The organism is Thermocatellispora tengchongensis (assembly GCF_014202315.1).
In the GTDB taxonomy this organism is placed as follows: domain Bacteria; phylum Actinomycetota; class Actinomycetes; order Streptosporangiales; family Streptosporangiaceae; genus Thermocatellispora; species Thermocatellispora tengchongensis.
This window is the reverse complement of sequence record NZ_JACHGN010000014.1, coordinates 198,210-220,057: the sequence shown is the minus strand read 5'-3', so window position 1 is coordinate 220,057 and position 21,848 is coordinate 198,210. Positions and strand designations below refer to the sequence as shown.

Sequence of the window (21,848 nt, the reverse complement as noted above, 5' to 3'; positions counted from 1 at the left end):
ACCGGTCAGGGCCTCTCTACGCGCACGCACCCTACCTCGTTCCCGAGCCTGGAGAGTCGGCGCAAAGGGCGTCGCGCAGGAGGGCCGCGTGCCGGGCGACGTGCGCGGAGTCGGTGCGGTAGAGGCGGTCGTGGCCCTCGGCGATGTGCCGGGCGAAGGCCGCGTCGCCGGCCTCGGCGCGGGCGTGCATGAAGGCCACCATGCCGTCCAGGTGCTCGCGCACAGCGCCGGGCAGCGCGGCGCGGTCGTCCTCGGCGAGCCCGTACGCGTCGGCGAGCAGGCGCAGGCGACGGGCCTGCTCGGCCACCGGCCGCACCGGCTCGCCGTTGCCGACCGCGGTCAGCGGCGCGAACCGGTACGCCGCCGCGGCCACGTCGCGCAGCCGCGGCCCGGGGTGGGCGGTGTCGAAGTCGATGAACGCCACCGGCCGCCCGTCGCGGAACACGCAGTTGTACGGCGCGATGTCGCCGTGGCAGATCACCTCGGCGGGCTCGCGCGGCGGGAAGTACCACGCCGCGCCCTCGGGCGGGCGGAAGGTGAGCGTGGCGTCGTGGTAGGCGCGCAGCAGGCGGGCGACGCCGGTCAGCGCGGCGTCGGTCCAGGCGTGGGCGGGCAGCGGGTAGTGGGCCACCTCGCCCGGGATGAAGCCGAGCACTTCGCGCCCCCGCTCGTCCAGGCCGTACGCGCGGGGGGCGCCGGTGAAGCCGGCCTCGGCGACGTGGGCGAGGAGCGCGTGCACGGCGGGGGTCCACGGACCCGCCGGGCGGCGTACGGTCGCGCCCGCGCGGGTCACCTCGTTGACGCCGCCGCCGAGCAGTCGCTCCTCCATGCCTCAGGAGGGTACGGGACGACGGCTGTTGATCTCCATGGCGTGCCTGACCAGGGTGATCAGGACCTCCTTGCCCGACTCCCTGCGCCGCGCGTCGCACAGGATGATCGGGATCTCGTCCTTGAGCTGGAGCGCCAGGCGTACCTCGTCCAGCTCGTACCGGCGGGCGCCGTCGAAGCAGTTGACCGCGACGATGAACGGGGTCTCGCGGCGCTCGAAGTAGTCGACCGACGGGAAGCAGTCGGCGAGCCTGCGGGTGTCGGCGAGGATGACCGCGCCGAGCGAGCCCGCGGCCAGCTCGTCCCACATGAACCAGAACCGCTCCTGGCCGGGCGTGCCGAACAGGTACAGCACGTACTGGTCGGAGAAGCTGATCCGGCCGAAGTCCATCGCGACGGTGGTGGTGGTCTTGGCCTCCACCCCGGCGATGTCGTCCACGCCCACGCTGCGGTCGGTCAGGAACTCCTCGGTGCGCAGCGGGCGGATCTCGGAGACCGCGCCGACCAGGGTGGTCTTGCCGACGCCGAAGCCGCCGGCGACCAGCAGCTTGATCGCGGTCGGCATCTTGCGGGCCGGCGGCTGCCGGTCAGAGCGCCCGAAGTCCATTCAGCACCGCCTCGTACATCCTTCTGTCGCGAATGTCCATTTCCGGCTGGGGGTCCTGCACGGCGATGTAGCCGCGGTCGAGCAGGTCGCCGAGCAGCACGCGCACCGTGCCGGCCGGCAGGTCGAGGTACGCCGCGATCTCGGCCACCGACTGCGGCTCACGGCACAGCCGCATGATCGTGCGGTGCTCCGGATCGAGGCCCGCCTCCGCGGCGGGCACCGCCCGCTGCGCCACGACCAGGGAGATCAGGTTGAAGTCGCCGCGCACCGGTTCGGTGCGCCCCCGGGTCATCACGTACGGCCGCACGACCGGGCCGGCGTGCTCGTCGAGCCACTGCTCCTCGACGGGCTCCGGGCGCCGGGGCTTCTCGCGGTCTCCCCGCCCGGGTTCCTGGACGCCGCTCATCGTCTGCCCTCGCCGTGTCCCGGGTCGTAGCCGCCCCTGGCCGGGGAGGACAGGTACTGGCCGACGCGGGTGACCAGCATCGCCATCTCGTAGGCCACCAGGCCGACATCGGCGTCCTGGCCGCACAGCACGGCCAGGCAGGCGCCCTGCCCCGCCACCGTGACCAGCAGGTACGCCTGCCGCATCTCGATGATCGTCTGACGGACGCTTCCGCCCCCGAAGCGTTCGCTCACGCCCTTGGCGAGGCTCTGGATGCCGGCGGCCACGGCGGACAGGTGCTCGGCGTCGGCCGTGGTCAGGTCGCGGGATGTGGCGAGCAGCAGGCCGTCCGTGGACAGGACGATGCCGTGTTTTGCCTCGCTGGTCCGCGCCACAAGGTCGTCGAGCAACCATGTCAGGTCGGCGGACGATGCTGTGTTCTGCACCACGAGCCTCTTTCTGGGGTGCGTGCGGATTGGGGGCTGGGTGTCCGGCGTCAACCGGTGGGGGGCGTCGGGTCCTCGCCGTGGCGGCGCCCGCCGCCGTCGATCGGGCGGATCGGCGGGCCCAGCGGCCGTCCGTTCTCCAGGGCCTGGCGGGCCTCGGACCTGCCCCTCCGGGTGCCGGCCTGGTAGGACCCCATGATCCGGCGGATCTCCTCGGGAGACCGCTCGTCGTCGTCACCGGGGTCTCCGGATTCGGCGGCGGGCGGCGCGTCCACGCGCAGCGGGGGCGCCAGGCTCGCCTGCGGCACGCGGAACGGCAGGCCGTGTGGGGTGAACGCGGTCTCGGGCACGGGCTGTGACTCTTCCTGCGTCGGGTTCTGAGTCTGGGCGCCCTCGCCCTGGTCGGCGAGGGGCGCCCGGCCGTCGCGGTCGCCGGGGTCCGCGCGGCCGGGGGTGCGGGCAGGGCCTGAGGCGTGGGCAGGGCCCGAGGCATGGGCAGGGCCTGAGGTGTCGGCGGGGCCGGAGGGCCGCGGGCCGGGGCCGGGCACGGGCCGGGGGCGCGGGTGCAGGTGCGGGTCGCGGCCGGTACGCGGGCCGGGGACCGCGGTGAGCGTGCCCGTCGTGGCGGCCGAGTCGGCGGCGACCGAGAGCAGCGGCGCGGCCTCGCCGTCGTAGGCGGCGTCCTCGGCGCCGTCGGCGGTCTCGGTCTCGGGGTCCTCGATGACGATGTCGCGCGGCAGCAGGATGACCGCCGTGGTGCCGCCGTACGGCGAGGGCTTGAGCATGACCTTGATGTTGTGCCGTTCGGCCAGGCGGCTGACGACGTACAGGCCCAGGCGGGCGGTGTCGCGCAGGTCGAACTCCGGCGGGTTCTCGATGCGCTGGTTGGCCGCCTCCAGGTCGGCCGGGCTCATGCCGAGCCCGCGGTCCTCGATCTCGATGACGTACCCGTTGGCCGCCATCTGGCCCACCACCTGGGCGGTGGTGTAGGGCGGGGAGTAGGAGACCGCGTTCTCGATCAGCTCGGCCAGCAGGTGGATCACGTCGCCGACCGCGCGCCCGGCCAGGGCGACCTCGCCCATGGGCGGCACGGTGACCCGGGTGTAGTCCTCGACCTCGGCCAGCGCGCCGCGTACGACGTCGATCATCGGGACCGGGCGGCGCCAGGACCGGGCCGGGGAGGCGCCGGAGAGCACGATCAGGTTCTCGGCGTTGCGGCGCATGCGGGTGGCGAGGTGGTCCACCCGGAACAGGTCCTTCAGGTCGGCCGGGTCGGACTCCCTGCGCTCCATCTGGTCGAGCAGGGTGAGCTGCCGGTGCACCAGCGACTGGGTGCGGCGGGCCAGGCTGAGCAGGATCTCGCGGATGCTGCGGCGCAGCTCGGCCTGCTCGACCGCGACCCGGATCGCGGTGGCCTGCATGTGGTTGAACGCCTGGCCCACCTGGCCGATCTGGTCGTCGCCGAACCGCAGCGGCGGGGCCTCGGCGGCGATGTCCACCCGCTCGCCGTGGCCGAGGCGGTCCACGATGCCGGGCAGCCGCTCGTCGGCCAGCTCGGTGGCGGCCCGGCGCAGCTTGTCGAGCTGGCGGACCAGCGACCGGGCGGTGGTGATGGACAGCACGATCGAGGCGACGACGGCGATCAGGCCGAGGCCGCCGGCCAGGGCGAGGCGGAGGATGACGCCGGCGGCGATGGGCGTGGCGCGTTCCACCAGCCGGTCGCCCGCGGTGACCACGACCTGCTCGACCTCGGCGAGCGCGGGCTCCGCCGCGCCGCGCCACTGTTCGGCGCCGACCGGCGGGGAGGAGTCGGCGCCGCCGAACTGGAGCACCATGTCTTCCAGCGCGGTGACCCGGGTGAGCGCGGCGCTGCGGCTCAGCGTCTTGTACGCCTCGGGGTCGGCGTCGCGCAGCTCGTGCAGGGCCTGGGTCATGCTGTGCCGCCGGACGCCGACCGTCTGCACGAACTCGGTGTACTGCTCGGGGGTGAAGCGCCCCGCCGAGAGCACGCCGGCGAGCAGCGCGTCCTCCTGGGACAGGATCTCCTTGGCCCGGTTCACGTCGATGAGGGTGCGGGTGTCCTTGGCGAAGGTCTCGTCGTCGAGCGTGGCCAGGGAGTCGTACACCTGGAACAGCGAGCCGATGATGTCGGAGTACGTCGCGGCGGCGCGCTCCTGGCCGACCTCGCCGGCGTCGATCCGCTTACGGGCGGGGCCGAGGTCGCCGAGCCGCTTGAGCGCGTCGTCCAGGCGGCGCTGGAGCACCTCGCCGGCCGCCAGGGAGATGTCGCCGCCGGTCGCCTTCTCCCGGAACTCGGCCAGAGCGGTGTCGGTGCGCCGGCGCTGCTCGGCGAGCGCGTCGCGCTGCCGCCTGGTGTCGTCGCCCAGCCGCACGGCGGTCAGCCGGCGCTCCTGCTGGAGCTCGGCGAGCAGGGGCTCGCTGGGTGAGGCGATCCCGGCGTCCAGCCTGGCCACCCAGAGGAGGTTGATGCCCTCGCGCAGGGTGACCCAGGCGGCGAAGACCCACAGCGCGGCGAGCGACACGAGCAGGGCAGTGACCTTGGTCCCCACACGGGATTTGCGGAATCGCATGCTTACCCATCCTGCGAAGCCGGGGGGAAACCCGCAGCACGTTTCACGGCGATTAACTGATGCCAACCACCCGGCGCCAGGGGTTGCGGCGTCACCCGAGGCAACGCCGGACCCCTGGCACCCTAGCAATCCCGCAATACCGGCTCAAGTCGCCATTCCGACACGCCAGGTGATTGTCCTGGTTTGTCGGACTGGTGATTTATGCCGAGTATGCTAAGGTAGCTGCCTTTACAGGGGCATTTTACAGGCGGTTGCGCCGCGCCGCATGGATTGCGGACAGCACGGCCGCGCCCACGATGGCCGAGGGCGCGTAGAGGTCCTTATCGTGCCACAGCGGGGGATCTTGCAGCACGCCCACCGTCCCCTTCGGGGCCGTCTCCATGGAGGCCGTGTCCATGGAGGCCGTGTCCATCAGGGCCGTCTCCATCAGGGCCGTCTCCATCAGGTACGCGTACCCGCGCCGCGCCGCCGCCGCGTTCCGCGGGGCGGGCGCGCCCGTCAGCAGCAGGACCTGCATCGCGTACGCGGTCTCCTCCCGGGTGCCGGACCAGCGGCCCCACGAGCCGTCCTCCCGCTGGGTCTCCAGCACCCAGCGGACGGCCGCCGCCACCGCCGGCCGCGAGGCCGCCCCGCCGTACTCGGCCAGCGCCAGCGCGCAGCACGCCGTCGCGTAGTACGGCGAGGCGTGCCACCGGTCCGCCCAGCTCCCGTCGGCGGCCTGCCGCTCGCGCAGCCAGCCCGCCACCTTCGCCATCGCCGCCCGGTACCGCGGCGCCGCGTCCGGGGCCACGGCCGCGTACCGGCCGAAGGCGTCCAGGACGTGCGCGTTGACCGTGAGCGACTGGCCCTGCTCGCCGGGCCAGGTGCAAAAGTGCGTCTCCATCTCGTACGGCCACAGGCTGGCCGGCTCGTACGGCAGGCCGAGCAGCGCCAGCGCGTACAGGGCGACCGAGGTGGTGTCGGCGTCCGGGGGCAGGCCGGGACCCGCCGGCGTGCCCAGCGGGTCGCACGCGGCCCCCAGGCTCCACCGCAGGTGCTCCGGCACCCGCAGCGGCACGCCCGCCCGCGCCAGCGTGCTCAGCACCCAGCCGCGCTCGAACAGCGTGACCGGGATGCCGCACGGCACCGGGCCGCCGTGCCTGCGCACCACCGACTCCAGGTGCCGCCGGGCCGGGTGACGCGGCTCGGCCGGGCCCCGCCCGGCCAGCCACGCGGCGGTCGCGGCCGGGGAGGCGCCGACCGAGCCGATCGGGGTCAGCGGGGCGCCGGCCGCGCCCGCCGCCGCCTCGCCGGCCACCTCCAGGGCGTGCAGCAGCTTCTCCGGCACCGGCTCGCCCGCGGCCAGCCGCGCCCGCAGCGCCGCCAGCACGCCGGAGGCGTCCACGCCGGGCGGCGGCTCCAGCGGTCCCGCGCCCGCCCACCGGCCCAGCCCCGCGGCCGGGGCCGGGTCCTCGGCGAGCGCGGCCAGGTGGGCGTTGATCCGCGCGGTCAGCGAGGAGACGATCAGCTCGATGGCCGGCATGTCGGGCAGCTCCGCCGCGGTCATCGCCCGAGGGCCGCGTAAGTAGCCGAACACGGTCTCCAGCCCCCGGTGCACCGCCCCCGCCACCGCGCCCGCGTGCGGCGATCCGGGGCGGCGCGACTCCGACAGCAGGGCCTCGACCGCGCTCAGCGTGGGCACCAGCGCGTAGCCGCCGGGCCCGCCCCAGCCGCCGTCGGCCCGCTGCGCGCCCGTCAGGTAGCCGATCCGCTCGCCGTGCCCGGTCAGCCAGGGCGCCAGCGTCACCAGCCGCCCGGTCTCGTACACCGAGGGGGAGACCCGGCCCCACGGCTCGGCCGCCAGTTCGGCCACCAGCCGGGCCGCCCGCCCGGCCACGTCCACGGAGTTCGCGGTTCCGAGCGTGGTCACATGCTCCCCCAGTAGTCCGAGACCTGGTAGAACCCGGCGCAGAAGTCCATCTGCCGCTCCATGTAGTCCGCCGCCTCCCGGTTGGCCGGGCGCAGGGGCGCGAGCAGGTCGCGGGCCCGCGCGGCCAGCTCGGCCACCTGGGCGGTCACCTCCTCGCGGGTCACCCCGAGCAGCAGCGCGTTCAGGTCGCCCCAGGCCAGGTCGCGCTCGTAGGTGCCCAGGTCGTTGAGCAGCCGGATCACCCGCTGCACCGCCTGCGCGGCCCGCCGCACGTCCCCGGTCCCGGTCACCTCGGCCGTGCCGGAGGTCGCGATCCAGTGCGAGACGAACACGAAGGAGAAGCCGAGGTTGTCGGCGTTGCCGAGGTACTCCGCGTACGACGGCACGACCCCGGCGGCCTTCCACTCCGCCTCCCTGGTCATGGCCGTGGCCATGCGGGCGAACTCCTCGCGCCAGGCCGCGCCGAGGGCGGCGAAGGCGGGGGCGGCGGCCAGCTCGTCCCGGATGTCGGCCAGGAACCGGGTCAGGTCGTCGCCCGGCGCCGGGGCCTCGCCGTCCACCACCGCACGGCAGCGGCGTACCAGCTCGCGCACCTCCCGCGGCGAGCCGGCCGCGTAGTCCACCAGCCAGTCCAGGCCGAAGCACCACAGGCAGGCCCGGTTGGCGATGCGCAGCTCGGCCGCCGACAACCACGGGCCGCTGAAGGCCGAGGCGAGCGCGAGCGTGCTGTACAGCGCCGGGTCGAACGGCTTGGCGTCGAACAGCGAGGGGTACTCCTCCGCCCAGCCGCGCATGTCCCGCTGCAGCCTGCCGGCGACCGCGCAGGTGCGCCCGAGCAGGGCGGCCTCGGGCACGACCGCGGGGGCCGCCTGGTCCGGGGCGCTCATGAGGCCCCGTGCGCCGTGGCGTGGGCGGCCGGGCGCAGCGTCATGATCACGCTCTGCCGGGGCCGCAGCGACGCCGCCGCGCGGGGAGTCGGCGGTACGGGGGCGGCCAGCGCCGGGCGGAACGCGCTGAGCATCGCCGCCACGATGAACTGGGCCTCCATGTTGAACACGTGCGTGCCCATGCACTGGTGCGGCCCGCCGCCGAAGGGGAAGTAGGCGTACCTGTGCCGGTGCTCGCCGCGCCCCGGCGCGAACCGCTCCGGGTCGAACTCCAGCGGCCGGTCCCACACCGAGGGCAGCCGGTGTGTGAGGAACGGGCTGATCAGCACGGTCTCGCCGGCCCGCAGCCGCACGCCGCCGAGGGTCTCCGGCTCCACCACCACCCGTGGGAGCATCCACCCCACCGGGTACAGCCGCAGCAGCTCCTGGATCACCATCCGGGTGTAGACCAGGCCGGGCAGGTGGTCCGGGCGGACCCGCTCGCCGCCGACCACGCGGCCGATCTCCTCCCGCAGCCGGGCCTCGACGTGCGGGTGGCGGTCCAGGATCGGCCACAGCCAGGTCAGCGCGACGACCGTGGTCTCGGTCCCGGCCGCGAACATGGCGACCATGTTGTCGCGGACCCAGCTCGGCGGCAGCGAGCCCGCCTGCGCGTCGCGGGTGCGGCACAGCAGCGAGAACACGTCGCGCCCGTCGCCGGGGGACGGCGTGTAGCCGTGCACGAGGGGGACCATGACGCTGTCGAAGGTGCGCACGGCCTCGCGGAAGGCCCGGTCGCCGGGGAGCGGCACCGACTCCGGCACCAGCGGGAGCAGCAGCCGGGACACGATCGAGGTGGCGATGGCGTCGTGCGCCGGGATCAGCCGCTCGCTCTCCTCGGGCGTGATCCGGTCGCCGAAGAACAGCCGGATCACGGTCTTGTTCACGATCCTGGCCAGCTCGGCGGCGGCGTCCACCGGACGCTCTTGCCCGGCCGTCTCGCCCAGCGCCGCCACCGCGTCGGCGACGGTCTCCGCCATGGCCCCGGCCAGCGACTCCACGTGCTTGGCGGCGAACAGCGGTTGCAGCGTGGCCCGGCTGACCTCCCAGATCTCGCCGTCGGACAGGACGCTGCCGCCGAACAGGCGGCGCAGCGGACGCCAGAACACGCCGTCGCGGGCGTAGTTGGCGACGTTGCCGCGCAGCACGTGCTGCACATGGTCGGGGTGGGTGACGAGAAGCGGGCGGAAGGTGCCGAGGTTGAGACGCACGATCTCACCGTCGGCCTCCGTCCCGATGTCGCCCAACGCCTTGATCGGGTCGCGCACGAGCCGGGGCACGATGCTGCGGAACGGCAGCGTCCTGGCTTCCCGCGCGGTGGCGGAACTGCTGGGGGTCGGCATGCGAAGGTCCCTCACCTTGTCTTGCATGACAGCGCGAAGGGAGCCGACGGACGCGGCGGGGCGTTCGGAGACGGGTGGTGTGACGGCTGGTACGGCCGGGGACGGTCACGAACTCGGAGGGGCACACACTCGGGCGGGCAGGCACTCGGACGGCCCGGAGCTCAGGGCCCGGAACTCGCACGGCACGAACTCAGCTGGCACGGGCTCGGGCGGGCTCGCGCGGGCACGGGCGGGCACTGACTCAGACGGCACGGGCTCGGACGGGCACGGATTCGGCAGGGCCGGAACCGGGCCGGCTGGAACTCGGACCGGCTGGAAGTCGGAGGGGCTGGGACTCGGAGGGGCTGCAACTCGGACGGGCTGGGACTCGGACGGGTACGGGCGGGCACGGACTGGGACGGGCACGGCGGACTCGGACGGGCTCAGGCGAACGAGGGCGCGCGCGGCATCGACTCGGACATTCGCGCACTGATGGGTGCAGTATCACATAATTGCGGCATGTCACCAAGAGGCATGGTCAGAACGTGATCATCCTCATATGTGAAGGTTGCGGCATATGTGCCGCTTAATGGGCATTTGTTACGATCAGTATCGCCATGATTGCGGTACGTAATGCGTGTTGTGGGGCACCGAATTCGGATGAGCGCCGCTCACGTTGTTCGCCGAAGCAATTGGGTATTTAGCTCTATCAGATGAATTGTCCTGTTTTGCGGGATGACGCTTTGGGGATCTCTGCTCTGTGTCCCTCGACCCCTCGCCGGCGGTCCCGGCGTCACTCGCACGTTGTCAGGAATTGTTACGCCCGGCGTTGCGCCAGGCCCTGGACGCGCTTCATCCGCTGCACGCCCGGATGGCCGCGTACGCGTTCGGCTGGAGCGACGCCGACGGCGAGCCCGGCGAGCCCGGCGGCGGCAAGGGGCTGCGGCCCGCGCTGGTGGTCCTCAGCGCCGAGGCGGTGGGCGGGGAGGCCGAGGCCGTGCTGCCCGCCGCCGTCGCGATCGAGCTGGTGCACGCCTTCTCCCTGATCCACGACGACATCATCGACGGCGACGAGCGGCGCAGGCACCGCGAGACGGTGTGGAAGGCGTACGGGATCGGGCCGGCCGTCCTCGTCGGCGACGGCCTGCTCGCGCTGGCCATGCGCAGTGTCGCGGCCGGGCCCGGGGCCGAGCCGGCGGCGCACCACCTGTCGGCCGCCCTGATGGAGCTGGTCCGCGGCCAGGCCGACGACGTGATCTTCGAGGAGCGGGCCTGGACCGGCGAGCGGGCCGTGACCGTGCGGGAGTACCTGGGAATGGCCGGGGGCAAGACCGGTTCCCTGCTGGCCTGTGCCGCCGCCCTCGGCGCGGCGGCGGGCGGCGCTCCCCGGGAGGTCGTGGACTCCCTGTCGGACATGGGCCGGCACCTCGGGATCGCGCTGCAGATCGTGGACGACCTGCTCGGCATCTGGGGCGACCCCGCGGTGACCGGCAAGCCCGCGCTCGGCGACCTGCGCCGGCGCAAGAAGACCCTTCCCGTCATCGCCGCCCTCGCCTCGGGCACGCCCGCCGCCCGCCGCCTGGCCGGGCTGCTCACCGATCCGGGCGGCTTCCCCGCCGGGCAGGACGAGCTGGAGCTGGCCGCCGCTCTCGTGGAGGAGGCCGGCGGCCGGGCGTACGCCGAGCGCCGGGCGCGGGCCCACGCCGACGGGGCGCTGCGCATCGCCGAGGAGGTCTCGGTCAGCCCGGCCGCCACCGCGGAGCTGCGGGCCTTCGCCGCCTACCTGGTGGACCGCGTCAGATGAGGCGCTACACGATCTTGCGCGCCTTGGCCAGGTTGGCGTTCAGCTCCTCCAGCACCTGCGCGTAGCCGAGGTAGCTGTAGCGCTCGGCCGCGTGCCAGGGGTAGATCTGCCCCGCCTTCACCGCCGGCAGCCCGGCCCAGGTCGGCTTGGCCCGCATCTGCTCCGGGGTCATCGCCTGGGTGCGGGCGTCGTACAGGATCACGTCGGCCGGGTACTTGTCGGCGTTCTCCCAGCTCAGCGGCTCCCAGAAGCCGCCCTCTCCCGGCTTGTCCGGCTCCGAGAGCGTCAGGCCGTGCTCCTTGAAGTAGGTCAGGTCGGGGTGGTCGGGGGAGTAGGTGACGTACAGGGTTTCGGGGGAGGCCGACACCACCGACACCTTGATGTCCTTCTTCTCCGCGGTGATCCGCTCCAGCTCCTTGGTCGCGGCCTCGAACCTGGTCTTGGCGTCGGCGACGGCCGGGGCGTCGAGGTCGGCGCCGAGCGCGGCGGCCAGCTCGGCGTACTTCTCGATCGTGGTGGTGAGCGGGCGGCCGGAGAGCTGCACGCCCACGGTCGGGGCCAGGGTCTCCACCTGCGAGAGCGCCTTCTCCGGGACGTACCACAGCTCACCGGAGTTGTACATGCCGGTGACCAGCAGCTCGGGCTGGAGCGAGGCGTACTTCTCGACGTTGAACTCGCCCCACACGTTGCCGAGCGACTCGACCTTGGCGATGTCCACCGCGCCCACCTCGGGGTCGCGCGAGCCGTCGGGACGCTTGCTGGGCCCGAACACCGCGATCACCTGGAAGCCGAAGTCCCACAGCGCCGCCGCGGAGGCGGACTGCGCCACCACGCGCGTGGGCGCGGCGGGGAGGGAGATCTTCTTGCCGCGGTCGTCGGTGAACTCCAGCGGACGGGCGGCCGGCGACGCCGACGTGCCGGCGGACGCACCGGTCTCGCTCCCGCCGCCGCCTCCGTCGCCGCAGGCGGCCAGGGCCAGCAGTGCGGCGCCGCCCAGCGCGCCCGTGAGGAATCCCCGCCGGGGAAGACCGGTCATGCTCACTCCGTCTCACTCAGGACAGCCTTGCCTTGCTGGGCTTTAGCTTAGCCTTGCCTAACTTTTACGACATCGCGGCCCCCTCCGAACCCCCTGCGCACCCCCTGCGAAGCCCCGGCCGAACCCAAGGTCGAGGGCGGATTAGAGGCCGTTTCCGTGGGTAGTCGTCCGCTCGCGGAGACCCTTGGGCGTTGAGGAGCCACCATGCCGCTGTCCCGGCGAGAACGACGGATTCTCGCCGACATCGAATCGGACCTGACCAGGGACGACCCCGGGTTCGCCCGCCGGATGGCCGCGTTCGCGGAGGAACGGGACGAGGCCATGCCGCCGGTGCGGCTCGCCGTGGTCGGGCTCGCGGTCCTGGCCGTCTGCATCCTGCTGCCGCTGCTGCTCGCCGCCCTCACCACTCCGGTGAAGTGCGCCCCCGCCCCCACCGGTCCCGCGAACGCCACCAGCGCGCCCCCGGCCACGCCGCCCCCGGGAGCACGGGTGCCGGTGTGCCGGTGACCCGCCTGGGTACACGGAGCCGCATGGCTGTCAACCACCAGATGACCCTGGACCTGCTCGCGGGCCTGGACCCCTTCGACATCTTCGACACCGAGGCGGCCCGGCTGGACGGGTTCTTCTCCGGCCTGGACGAGGAGGGCTGGAACCGGCCGTCACGGTGCGCCGGCTGGTCCGTACGCGACGTCCTCGGCCACCTCGCGGGCGAGGAGCTGTACAACCACGCCTGTCTCGACGGCGACATCGAGGGCTTTCGCGCCATGCTCGCCCGCGAGGGCGTCAGCGGCTTCGACGAGTTCAACGAGTGGTGCGTACGGCGCCGCCGCGACCTGCCCGTGGCCGAGGTGCTGGAGGAGTGGCGCACCAAGAACGGCGAGACCCGCCGCCGCATGCGCGAGGCCGGCCGGGACGCCCTGCTGGACACCTCCGTGGGCGAGTACCCGGTGGGCCTTCAAACCTTCCACTACGACTCCGAGTACGCCACGCACGCCGACGACGTGGGCGCGCCCGTCAGCGACGCCGAGTTCGGCGACCGCACGGCCTGGCGGGCCAAGGTCGGCATGTTCGTCCTGGCCGAGCAGGGCACGCCGGCCCAGGTCGAGATGACCGCCGAGCGCATGTGGGTGCACGTCGCGGGCGTGAGCGCGGAGATCTCCCGGGCCGAGTTCGTGGAGGCCACCGTGGGCCGCCTGCCCGACGACGACCCCCTCGACCGCAGGATCAGGGCCGCGCTGCGCTGCCTGGCCTAGCCCGCCTGTTCGCCCAGCCCGCTTGTTTGCCCACGTCAGCTCGGGTAGCTGCACACGGACCCTGGTTGAAGGAGGACACGATGCCGCGGATCGGCTATTTCCTGGCGTCCGAGGAACACGGTCCCCGCGAGCTCGTACGGCACGCCGTTCTCGCCGAGCGAGCCGGGTTCGAGGGGCTGTGGATCTCCGACCACTACCACCCCTGGCTGGACGAGCAGGGCCAGAGCTCGTTCGTCTGGACCGTCATCGGCGCACTCTCGCAGGCGACCTCGCTACCGATCACCACGGCCGTCACCTGCCCGCTGGTCCGCATCCACCCGGCGATCATCGCCCAGGCCGCCGCGACCAGCGCCGTCATCACCGGTGGCAGGTTCGTGCTGGGCGTCGGCACCGGCGAGGCGCTCAACGAGCACATCATCGACTCCCGCTGGCCCCCGGCCGCCGAACGGCTGGACATGCTGGAGGAGGCCGTGGAGATCATGCGCGAGCTGTGGGGCGGCTCGCTGGTCACCCACCGCGGCGAGCACTACGACGTGGACAACGCCCGCCTGTACACGCTCCCGGAAACCCCGCCGAAGGTCTACATGTCGGCATTCGGGGAGAAGGCCGTACGCCTGGCGGGGCGCATCGCCGACGGCTACATCTGCACCGGCCCCGCCGCCGACCTGGTGAAGATGTTCAAGCAGTCCGGCGGCGAGGGCAAGCCCACCCAGGGCGGCCTGAAGGTCTGCTACGCCGAGGACGCGGCCCAGGCGCGCAAGACCGCGCACCGGCTGTGGCCCACCGAGGGCATCCAGGGCGAGGCGTCCCAGCTCCTGCCGCTGCCGAGGCACTTCGAGCAGCTCGCCGCCATGGTCACCGAGGAGCAGGCCACCAAGAGCGTCCCGTGCGGCCCCGACCCGGAGGAGCACATCGCCGCGATCAGGAAGTACATCGACGCGGGCTTCGACGAGGTCTACGTCTGCCAGATCGGCCCGGAGCAGGAGGCGTTCTTCGACTTCTACGCCAAGCAGGTCCTGCCCGCCCTGCGCTGACGCGCGTCCCGCCCTCCCGCCACCCCACAGTGACCGGCACGGAAGGAGATCGGCGATGAAGGCCGTCACCTGGCACGGCAAGCGTGACATCCGGGTCGAGGAGGTGCCCGACCCGATCATCAAGGAGCCCACCGACGCGATCATCAGGGTCACGTCGAGCGGTATCTGCGGCTCCGACCTGCACCTGTACGAGGTGCTCGGCCCGTTCATGGGCGAGGGCGACATCCTCGGCCACGAGCCGATCGGCGTCGTCGAGGAGGTCGGCGCCCAGGTCTCCGGGATCAGGCCCGGCGACCGCGTGGTCATCCCGTTCGCCATCGCCTGCGGCCACTGCCACATGTGCGACATGCAGCTCTACGCCCACTGCGAGACCACGCAGGTGCGCGACCACGGCATGGGCGCCGCCCTGTTCGGCTACACCAAGCTGTACGGCGAGGTGCCGGGCGGCCAGGCGGAGTACCTGCGCGTGCCGCAGGCCCAGTTCGGGCCGATCAAGGTGCCCGAGGGTCCGCCCGACGACCGCTTCGTCTACCTCTCCGACGTGCTGCCCACGGCCTGGCAGGCGGTCGCGTACGCGGACATCCCCGACGGCGGCAGCGTGACCGTCTTCGGCCTGGGCCCCATCGGCCAGATGTGCGCCCGCATCGCCCGCCACCTCGGCCACCGCGTCATCGGCGTGGACGGCGTGCCCGAACGCCTCGCGCTGGCCGCCCGCTACGACGTCGAGACCGTGGACGCCTCGACGGTGGACGACGTCCCGGAGGCGATCCGCGACCTCACCGAGGGCCGCGGCACCGACTCGGTCATCGACGCGGTCGGCATGGAGGCCCACGGCAGCCCCGTGGCCAAGCTCGCGCACACCATCACCGGCATGCTCCCCGACCGCGTGGCCGCCGCCATGATGGCCACCGCCGGGGTGGACCGCCTGGCCGCGCTCAACCGCGCCATCGACTCCGTACGCCGCGGCGGCACGATCTCGATCACCGGCGTGTACGGCGGCATGAGCGACCCGCTGCCGATGCTGCGCATGTTCGACAAGGGCGTCACGCTGCGCATGGGCCAGGCCCACGTCAAGCGCTGGGTCCCCGCCCTGATGCCGCTGCTGACCGAGGACACCGACCCTCTGGGCGTGGACACCCTGGCCACCCACCACCTCCCGCTCGACCAGGCCCCCCACGCCTACGAGATCTTCCAGAAGAAACGCGAGGGCGCCATCAAGATCCTGCTCAAGCCCTGAAACGCCCCAGGAACGCCCTGAAACGGCCCAGGAACAGGGAACAGGCAGGAACGGCACGGAAAGGGCGGGAGCGCAGATGCGCTCCCGCCCTCGTCCGTCGATGTGGATGCGTCGATGTGGATGCCGATCAGGTGTTGCCCTCGGCGGCGGAGATGTCGGCCAGGGCGGAGCTGGGGTCGCGCTCCATCGCGAGGTCGCCGAGGCTGACGATGCCGACCGCGCGGCCGTTCTCCACGACCGGGAGGCGGCGGACCGCCTGGCCGCGCATCAACTGCACGGCCTGGTCGATGCTGGTGTCGGGGCCGACGGTGGTGACGTCGCCGCTGGTGGCCTCCTGGACCGGGGTGTCGGGGCCGCGGTTCTGCGCCACGACGCGCACGGCGATGTCACGGTCGGTCACGATCCCGCTGACCTGGCCGTTGTTGGTGACGATCACCGCGCCGGCGTCGTTGCTCGCCATGAGCCGGGCCGCGGCCGAGATGGGCTGACCGGCCTCCACGGTCGCCGGGTCCGGGGTCATCACGTCGGCTACCTTCGTGGCCATGATGTGATCTTCCTCCTTGTGGTCGTTGTCGGTCGTTCTCACGGACGGCGGCCCATGCCGCCGGCGAACTCGCCGGAGCGGGCGGGGCCGCTCGTCTCGGGGGACAGCGGCGGCGTTTCCAGGCCGCGGGGCTCGCGGAAGCCCTCGATCAGGGCGCGCAGGGCGTCCACCGAGGTGTGCCTGGGCTGCCAGCCCAGCTCCGCGTGGGCCCGAGCGGTGTCCATGATCGGCATGTTCAGCACCAGGTCCACCAGGCCGGGCGCGGCCGGGACGAGCCTGAGCCGCCAGGCCGCCGCCGCGGCGCCGCGGAGCATCCAGCCGGAGACCGGCACCAGCCGCGCGCCGAGCAGCTCGGCCAGCACGGACGGCTCGACGACCGGGTCGGCGGCGATGTTGAACGCGCCGGAGACGGGCTTGACGACCGCCAGCCGGTACGCCTCGCCGGCGTCCTCGCCGTGCACGACCTGGAACCGCAGCCCGGGGGTGTTGGGCACCACGGGCACCCGGCCGGGGCGGATCAGCCGCTCCGGCACCAGGGGGCCGCCGAACAGCCGCCGCTGCTCGACCGACGCCTCCCGTTTGAAGACGAAGCCGGGCCGCATCCGCACCACGCGCACGTCGGGGTGGTCGCGCTCGAAGGTGTCGAGCACCCGCTCGACGTACGCCTTCTCCCGCCCGTACGCCGCGCCGGGATACCCGTGCGTCGGCCAGTCCTCGCCGACCGGGCGGGTCTTGGACCCGGGCGAGTACGCCCCCACCGACGAGCCGTACACGATGGCGGACACCCCGGCCCGCGCCGCGGCCTCGAAGACCCGGACGCTGCCCAGGACGTTGGCCCGCCAGGTGACGACGGGGTCGCGCGTCGGCTGGAACAGCCAGGCCAGGTGGACCACCACGTCCGCGCCGTCGAAGTGGCGCGTGAGGTCGTCCCTCGCGACGTCCGCGACGCGCCATTCAGTGCGGTCGGGATGCAGGTCCGGCCTCCTGCGGGCCAGGCCGACGATCGAGGTGATGGCCGGGTCCGCCGCCAGGGCGGGGATCACGCTGGTCCCCACGTTCCCGGTGGCTCCGGTGATGACTACGCGCATACAGGTCGCCTGCCCTCAGACAGCGCGGCAAACGCCCGTACGCCGGCGCGCTGGATCTGCGCGCCGCGTCTGCGCGCGGTTCAGCTCGCGTAGACGTGGCCGCTGCCGCCGGCCCTGCCGGCCAGCTCCCCGGCGAACCAGGAGATGGTGCGGCGCAGGCCCTCGGTCATGCTCACCCGGGGCCGCCAGCCCAGCTTCTCGGCGGCGAGCGTGGTGTCGGGCCGGCGGACCCGGGGGTCGTCCTCGGGCCGCTCGATCAGCTTGATGGGGGAGGAGGAGCCGGTCAGGTCGCGGATCGTCTCCGCGAGCCTGAGCATGGTCACCTCCTCCGGGCCGCCGATGTTGACCGGGCCGGGCAGCTCGCTGTCGGCCAGCGCGAGCACCCCGGCGATGGTGTCGTCCACGTAGCAGATGGAGCGGGTCTGGCTGCCGTCGCCGGTGACCGTGATCGGCTCGCCCGACAGCGCCTGCCGGATGAAGGTCGGGATGGCCCGCCCGTCGTGCGGGCGCATCCGCGGGCCGTAGGTGTTGAAGATCCGCACGATGCCGGTGCCGGTGCCGTGCGAGTTGCGGTACGCCGTGGTCAGCGACTCGGCGAACCGCTTGGCCTCGTCGTACACGCTGCGCGGCCCGACCGGGTTGACGTTGCCCCAGTAGCTCTCGGGCTGCGGGTGGCACAGCGGGTCGCCGTACACCTCGCTGGTGGAGGCGAGCACGAACCTGGCGTCCTTCTCCCTGGCCAGCCCGAGCGCGTGCAGTGTGCCCAGGCTGCCCACCTTCAGCGTCTCGATGGGGTAGCGCAGGTAGTCGGCCGGGGAGGCGGCCGAGGCGAAGTGCAGCACCATGTCCACCTCGCCGGGCACGTGCACGAACCCGGTCAGGTCGCACTCGATGAGGCGGAACCTCGGCGAGCCGATCAGGTGCTCCACGTTGCGCGGCGAGCCGGTGAGGAAACTGTCCAGGCACACCACCCGGGCGCCGCGTTCCAGCAGCCGCTCGCACAGGTGCGAGCCGAGGAACCCGGCCCCGCCGGTGACGACGACGGTCGGTCCGTTCACGTGATACCCACCTCCAGCAGGCTCAGCGCGGCGTCGGTCACCTGCCGCGCGTCGATGTCGAGCAGGCCCGGGTCGGGCCGGGCGCCGTGCGGGTCCCCGGTGCGGCCGGCCCACAGCACGATGTGCTCGCGGCGGTCCGGCGGCGGGCCCCACTGCGCGGGGGAGACCGGCCCGAACAGGACCACCGACGGTGTGCGCAGCGCGGTGGCCAGGTGGGCGACGCCGGTGTCGCCGCAGATCAGCAGCCGGGCGCGGGCCACCACCCGGGCCAGGTCGCCCAGGCCGGTACGCCCCGCGAGCACGGCCTCGTCGGTGAGGCCGGCCATGGCCGCGACCCGGCGGGCCAGGACGCGCTCCTGGCCGCCCCCGGTCACCACCACCCGCTGTCCGGCGCGGCGCAGGGCCGCGGCGACCTCGGCGTACCGCTCGGGGGGCCAGCGGCGGGCCGGGTAGGCCGCGCCGGGATGGATCACCACCGGGGCCTCGGCCTCCCGGGCCGTCTCGGGCGGGGCCGCGATGTCCAGGTCGGCGGGGTCGGCGGGCACGCCGAACCAGGCGAGCATGTCGCACCACCTGCGCACCTCGTGCACGTCCTCCCGCCACCGCGGTCCCCGCACGCCGCGGATCTCCCGCATCAGCCGCATGGCCCGCAGCCCCGTACGGTTCGGGGGCGCGTGGCTGAGCAGCCGCGCGGGCGCGGTGCGCAGCAGTGCCGCGGTGCTCTCCGGGCCGCGCCCGTGCAGGTTGACCGCGATGTCGGGGGCGTGCAGCGGCACCGGGCCCGGCCCCGACACGTCCAGCAGCGCGTCCACGCCGCCGATGAGCGGCAGCAGGGGGCGCAGCGGCGACGGCGCGGCCAGCACCAGCCGGTGCTCCGGGTAGGCCCGGCGCAGGCCGCGCAGCGCGGGCACCCCGGTGAGCAGGTCGCCCAGCCCGAGTGCCCGCAGCACCAGCAGCACCGGACGAGCGTCAATCCGGTCGTCCGGATCGTCCCGTCCCTCCTCGGGACGGCCGGGGCGCCTCATGTCCCGCCGCCCCGGGCTCACGGCCAGGAGGTCTCGGTGGACGGGCAGACCACCAGCTCCCTGACCTCGCAGCCGTGTGGCCGGCTGAGCGCGAACACGATGGTCTCGGCGACGTCCTCGGGCTGGTTGAGATGGGCGTCGGGGCCGGGCATGTACTGCTCGTCGCGGCCGTCGAAGAAGTGGGTCTGCATGCCGCCCGGGACCAGCATGGTCACCCCGACCTGCCCGGCCAGCTCGGCGGCCAGGGCGCGGGTGAAGCCGACCACGCCGAACTTGGAGGCGCAGTACGCGGTCGCGTCGCTCACCGCGCGCAGCCCGAGCGTGGAGGCACAGGTGACGACCTTCCCGCCCGACGCCTTCAGGTACGGCAGCGCCGCCCGGATCACCGACGCGGTGCCGATCAGATTGACCTTGATCACCCGGTCCCACCGCTCGGGCTCCACCTCCGACAGCGGGCCGCAGGCGTCGATGCCCGCCGCGGTGACCACGCCGTCGAGGCCGCCGGCGCGCTGCGCCAGCTCGCGCACCGCCCGCTCGGCCTCCTCGCGGTCGGCGAGGTCGGCGAGCACGTGGTCCACGGCGCCGAGCCGCGCCGCGTCGGGCGCCTTGACGTCGATGACGAGCGGCCTGCCGCCGGCCTTGGCCACCGCCTCGGCGGTCGCCTCCCCGAGCCCGGAGGCCCCTCCGGTGATCAGAATGTTCCCCAGCATGCGACTGTTCCCTCCCCGTTGGAAAGCTCTATGACCGTTGGAAAGCGCTATGAGATGGACTGGGCGGCCGAGATCAGGCTGGTCGTGGAGCGGCCGGGGACGACGGGCAGGAACACGATCTCCCCGCCGCCGCGGCGCACCACCTCCGACTCCGGCAGCTCGGTGCCGCCGTAGTCGCCGCCCTTGACCCACACGTGCGGGCGGAGCTGCGCGATCGGCGCCACCGGCGTGTCGTCGTCGAAGACGAGCACGGCGTCCACGCACGACAGCCCGCGCAGCACCTCGACCCGGTCCTCGACCGGGACGACCGGGCGGCCGGCGCCCTTGAGCCGGCGTACCGACTCATCGGAGTTCACGCACACGATCAGCGCGTCGCCCAGGGCCCGCGCCCGGCGCAGCAGGCTCACGTGCCCGGCGTGCAGCAGGTCGAAGCAGCCCCCGGTGGCGATCAGCCGCCCCCCGGTGCCGTGCACCAGCTCCGCGACCTCCTCCGCCGACCTCGGCCGGTCGCCGAGCGAGGGCACCGCCGCGGTGATGGTCCCGCCCCGGCCCGCGCCGAAGCGGTGCGCGCCGGTCTCGCCGAACCTGGTCGCCGCGGCGCCGCCGGCCTCCACGAACCGGGTGGCCTCGCCGACCGCCTGCGCCACCGCGTCCTCGACCGGCTCGCCGTCGCGCAGGGCCAGCGCCGCCGCGCCCGCGAAGCGGTCGCCCGCCCCGCACGCGTCGGACCCGGCCGCCACGCCGGGCGCGGGCACCCGTACGGACTTGCCGCCCCTGCGGGCCAGGGCCGCGCCGCCCGCGCCGAGCGTGACGGCCACCGCCTCCGCGCCCAGGGCGCGTACGAGCTGGCGGGCCGCGAGGTCGGCGGTCATGTACGGCTCGGAGCACAGCAGCCGCGCCTCCGCCTCGCTCGGCGTGACCAGCGCGCACTCCGGCACCGGCTTGGGGCCGTGCGGGTGCGGGTCCCACACCAGCGGGACCGCCAGGTCGCGCAGGTGCTCGCGCATCACCTCGGCGACCCCGCGCCCGTAGTCGGACACCAGCACCGCGCCCGCCCGTTCCAGCGCCCGCGACGCCAGCGCCAGGGCCTCCTCCATCTCCGGCCGGTTGGCGGCGCCGTTGGCGCGGCGCCGCGCGTGGCCGTCGCCGCCGTCGATGCGCAGCAGCGTCTGGCCCCTGGCGCGCACCCGCGTCTTGCTCACCGTGGTGCCGCGCAGCGGGAGCCGGATCAGCTCCAGGTGCTCGGTGAGCAGCCCGCGCAGGTACCGGCCCGCCTCGTCGTCGCCGATCGCGGTGATCAGCACGACGGGCGCGCCGTCGCGCGCCGCGAGCAGCCCGGCCAGCCCGGCGCCTCCGGGCCGCCGGTGCTCGGTGTGCCGGCAGATCACCGGGACGGGGGCGTCCGGCGCGAGCCGGTCCGCCTCGCCCTCCACGTCCACATCGAGCAGGGTGTCGCCGACCACGACGATCGGCGCCGGCCCGGATGGCGCGGTCATGACACGTCCTCCTCCAGTACGTCGCAGAGCATGTGGATCACCGCCAGGTGGACCTCCTGCACGGTGCAGGAGTCCTCGGCGGGCACCGGCAGCGCGTCGTCGCACAGCTCGGCCAGCGGGTTCGGTGCCGGCCCGGTCAGGGCCCAGGTGAGCAGGCCGTGCTCGCGCCCGGTGCGGGCGGCGGCCAGCACGTTCGGGCTGGCGCCGCTGGTGGACAGGCACAGCAGCACGTCGCCGGGGCGCCCGTGCCCGGCGACCTGCCGCGCGAAGACCTCCTCCGCGCCGAAGTCGTTGCCGATCGCGGTGAAGGTGGAGCCGTCGGCGTGCAGCGGGATCGCCGCGAACGGCGGCCTGTCGGTACGGAAGCGGCCCACCAGCTCCGCGGTCAGATGCTGCGCCTCCGCGGCGGAGCCCCCGTTGCCGCAGGCCAGCAGCCGTCCGCCGCCGGTGAGCACGGAGGCGAGCTTGCCCCCCCAGGCGTAGATCTTGGGCGTCTCGGCGTCGATCGAGGCCAGTGCCTCGCGCAGCCTGCGCAGATGGTCGTGCATG

Annotated in this window: 21 protein-coding genes; 5 read left to right on the top strand and 16 right to left on the bottom strand. The window is 73.7% G+C overall.

Translation table 11 applies throughout. From position 1 onward, the window contains the following. Nucleotides 1-31: 31 nt before the first annotated feature. The 8 genes from HNP84_RS30450 to HNP84_RS30415 all read right to left on the bottom strand — a co-directional run bounded on the left by HNP84_RS30450 (nucleotide 32) and on the right by HNP84_RS30415 (nucleotide 9,035). The gene (locus tag HNP84_RS30450; protein WP_185053364.1) at nucleotides 32-829 is read right to left on the bottom strand and encodes a phosphotransferase; all 798 of its coding nucleotides are present in this window, start codon (nucleotides 827-829) and stop codon (nucleotides 32-34) included. 3 nt (nucleotides 830-832) lie between these two features. After that, nucleotides 833-1,435 (bottom strand): GTP-binding protein, encoded by a 603-nt coding sequence (locus tag HNP84_RS30445; RefSeq protein WP_185053363.1) that lies wholly within the window; start codon nucleotides 1,433-1,435, stop codon nucleotides 833-835. Continuing rightward, nucleotides 1,416-1,841, bottom strand: coding sequence for a DUF742 domain-containing protein (locus tag HNP84_RS30440; protein WP_185053362.1), 426 nt, complete (start codon nucleotides 1,839-1,841; stop codon nucleotides 1,416-1,418). The genes HNP84_RS30445 and HNP84_RS30440 overlap by 20 nt, the downstream gene beginning before the upstream one ends. Further along, a complete protein-coding gene (locus HNP84_RS30435; protein ID WP_376771982.1) occupies nucleotides 1,838-2,266 on the bottom strand; it encodes a roadblock/LC7 domain-containing protein in 429 nt (142 codons plus the stop codon). Before HNP84_RS30435 ends, HNP84_RS30440 begins: the two co-directional genes overlap by 4 nt. Nucleotides 2,267-2,316: 50 nt before the next feature. Continuing rightward, nucleotides 2,317-4,857 (bottom strand): sensor histidine kinase, encoded by a 2,541-nt coding sequence (locus tag HNP84_RS30430; protein ID WP_185053360.1) that lies wholly within the window; start codon nucleotides 4,855-4,857, stop codon nucleotides 2,317-2,319. Nucleotides 4,858-5,098: 241 nt separating this feature from the next. Beyond that, on the bottom strand, nucleotides 5,099-6,766 hold the full coding sequence (locus HNP84_RS30425) for a prenyltransferase/squalene oxidase repeat-containing protein (protein WP_185053359.1): 1,668 nt from the start codon (nucleotides 6,764-6,766) through the stop codon (nucleotides 5,099-5,101). Continuing rightward, on the bottom strand, nucleotides 6,763-7,653 hold the full coding sequence (locus HNP84_RS30420) for a terpene synthase family protein (protein WP_185053358.1): 891 nt from the start codon (nucleotides 7,651-7,653) through the stop codon (nucleotides 6,763-6,765). The genes HNP84_RS30425 and HNP84_RS30420 overlap by 4 nt, the downstream gene beginning before the upstream one ends. Continuing rightward, nucleotides 7,650-9,035 (bottom strand): cytochrome P450, encoded by a 1,386-nt coding sequence (locus tag HNP84_RS30415; RefSeq protein WP_185053357.1) that lies wholly within the window; start codon nucleotides 9,033-9,035, stop codon nucleotides 7,650-7,652. Before HNP84_RS30415 ends, HNP84_RS30420 begins: the two co-directional genes overlap by 4 nt. 793 nt (nucleotides 9,036-9,828) lie before the next feature. Here HNP84_RS30415 and HNP84_RS30410 point away from each other — a divergent pair. Then, nucleotides 9,829-10,818, top strand: coding sequence for a polyprenyl synthetase family protein (locus HNP84_RS30410; RefSeq protein ID WP_221336922.1), 990 nt, complete (start codon nucleotides 9,829-9,831; stop codon nucleotides 10,816-10,818). A 4-nt stretch (nucleotides 10,819-10,822) separates the two neighbouring features. Here the strand turns inward: HNP84_RS30410 and HNP84_RS30405 are convergent, their stop codons facing one another. After that, complete coding sequence (locus tag HNP84_RS30405; protein ID WP_185053356.1) at nucleotides 10,823-11,854, bottom strand: ABC transporter substrate-binding protein; 1,032 nt, start codon at nucleotides 11,852-11,854, stop codon at nucleotides 10,823-10,825. Between the two features lie 204 nt (nucleotides 11,855-12,058). On the opposite strand from HNP84_RS30405, the gene HNP84_RS30400 reads away from it, so the two are divergent. From HNP84_RS30400 to HNP84_RS30385, 4 genes are all read left to right on the top strand, one after another. After that, nucleotides 12,059-12,361, top strand: a complete 303-nt coding sequence (locus HNP84_RS30400; protein ID WP_185053355.1) for a DUF3040 domain-containing protein — start codon at nucleotides 12,059-12,061, stop codon at nucleotides 12,359-12,361. A 23-nt stretch (nucleotides 12,362-12,384) separates the two neighbouring features. Continuing rightward, entirely contained in the window at nucleotides 12,385-13,107 is a 723-nt protein-coding gene (locus HNP84_RS30395) for a maleylpyruvate isomerase family mycothiol-dependent enzyme (protein ID WP_246518924.1), read from the top strand. A gap of 80 nt (nucleotides 13,108-13,187) precedes the next feature. Continuing rightward, nucleotides 13,188-14,141, top strand: a complete 954-nt coding sequence (locus tag HNP84_RS30390) for an LLM class F420-dependent oxidoreductase (protein WP_185053354.1) — start codon at nucleotides 13,188-13,190, stop codon at nucleotides 14,139-14,141. A gap of 55 nt (nucleotides 14,142-14,196) precedes the next feature. Beyond that, complete coding sequence (locus tag HNP84_RS30385) at nucleotides 14,197-15,378, top strand: zinc-dependent alcohol dehydrogenase (RefSeq protein ID WP_185053353.1); 1,182 nt, start codon at nucleotides 14,197-14,199, stop codon at nucleotides 15,376-15,378. 127 nt (nucleotides 15,379-15,505) lie between these two features. Here the strand turns inward: HNP84_RS30385 and HNP84_RS30380 are convergent, their stop codons facing one another. The 7 genes from HNP84_RS30380 to HNP84_RS30350 form a co-directional block, all read right to left on the bottom strand. Then, nucleotides 15,506-15,922 (bottom strand): CBS domain-containing protein, encoded by a 417-nt coding sequence (locus tag HNP84_RS30380; RefSeq protein ID WP_185053352.1) that lies wholly within the window; start codon nucleotides 15,920-15,922, stop codon nucleotides 15,506-15,508. Between the two features lie 38 nt (nucleotides 15,923-15,960). Beyond that, a complete protein-coding gene (locus HNP84_RS30375; RefSeq protein ID WP_185053351.1) occupies nucleotides 15,961-17,010 on the bottom strand; it encodes an NAD-dependent epimerase/dehydratase family protein in 1,050 nt (349 codons plus the stop codon). 80 nt (nucleotides 17,011-17,090) lie between these two features. Next, a complete protein-coding gene (locus tag HNP84_RS30370) occupies nucleotides 17,091-18,068 on the bottom strand; it encodes a UDP-glucuronic acid decarboxylase family protein (protein WP_185053350.1) in 978 nt (325 codons plus the stop codon). Continuing rightward, nucleotides 18,065-19,093 (bottom strand): glycosyltransferase family 9 protein, encoded by a 1,029-nt coding sequence (locus tag HNP84_RS30365; protein WP_185053349.1) that lies wholly within the window; start codon nucleotides 19,091-19,093, stop codon nucleotides 18,065-18,067. The genes HNP84_RS30370 and HNP84_RS30365 overlap by 4 nt, the downstream gene beginning before the upstream one ends. A gap of 17 nt (nucleotides 19,094-19,110) precedes the next feature. Next, nucleotides 19,111-19,803: an SDR family oxidoreductase gene (locus tag HNP84_RS30360; protein ID WP_185053348.1), complete on the bottom strand. Its 693-nt coding sequence runs from the start codon at nucleotides 19,801-19,803 to the stop codon at nucleotides 19,111-19,113. A gap of 47 nt (nucleotides 19,804-19,850) precedes the next feature. Then, complete coding sequence (locus HNP84_RS30355; RefSeq protein WP_185053347.1) at nucleotides 19,851-21,299, bottom strand: PfkB family carbohydrate kinase; 1,449 nt, start codon at nucleotides 21,297-21,299, stop codon at nucleotides 19,851-19,853. Further along, nucleotides 21,296-21,847, bottom strand: a complete 552-nt coding sequence (locus tag HNP84_RS30350; protein ID WP_185053346.1) for a D-sedoheptulose-7-phosphate isomerase — start codon at nucleotides 21,845-21,847, stop codon at nucleotides 21,296-21,298. The genes HNP84_RS30355 and HNP84_RS30350 overlap by 4 nt, the downstream gene beginning before the upstream one ends. Nucleotide 21,848: the final 1 nt, after the last annotated feature.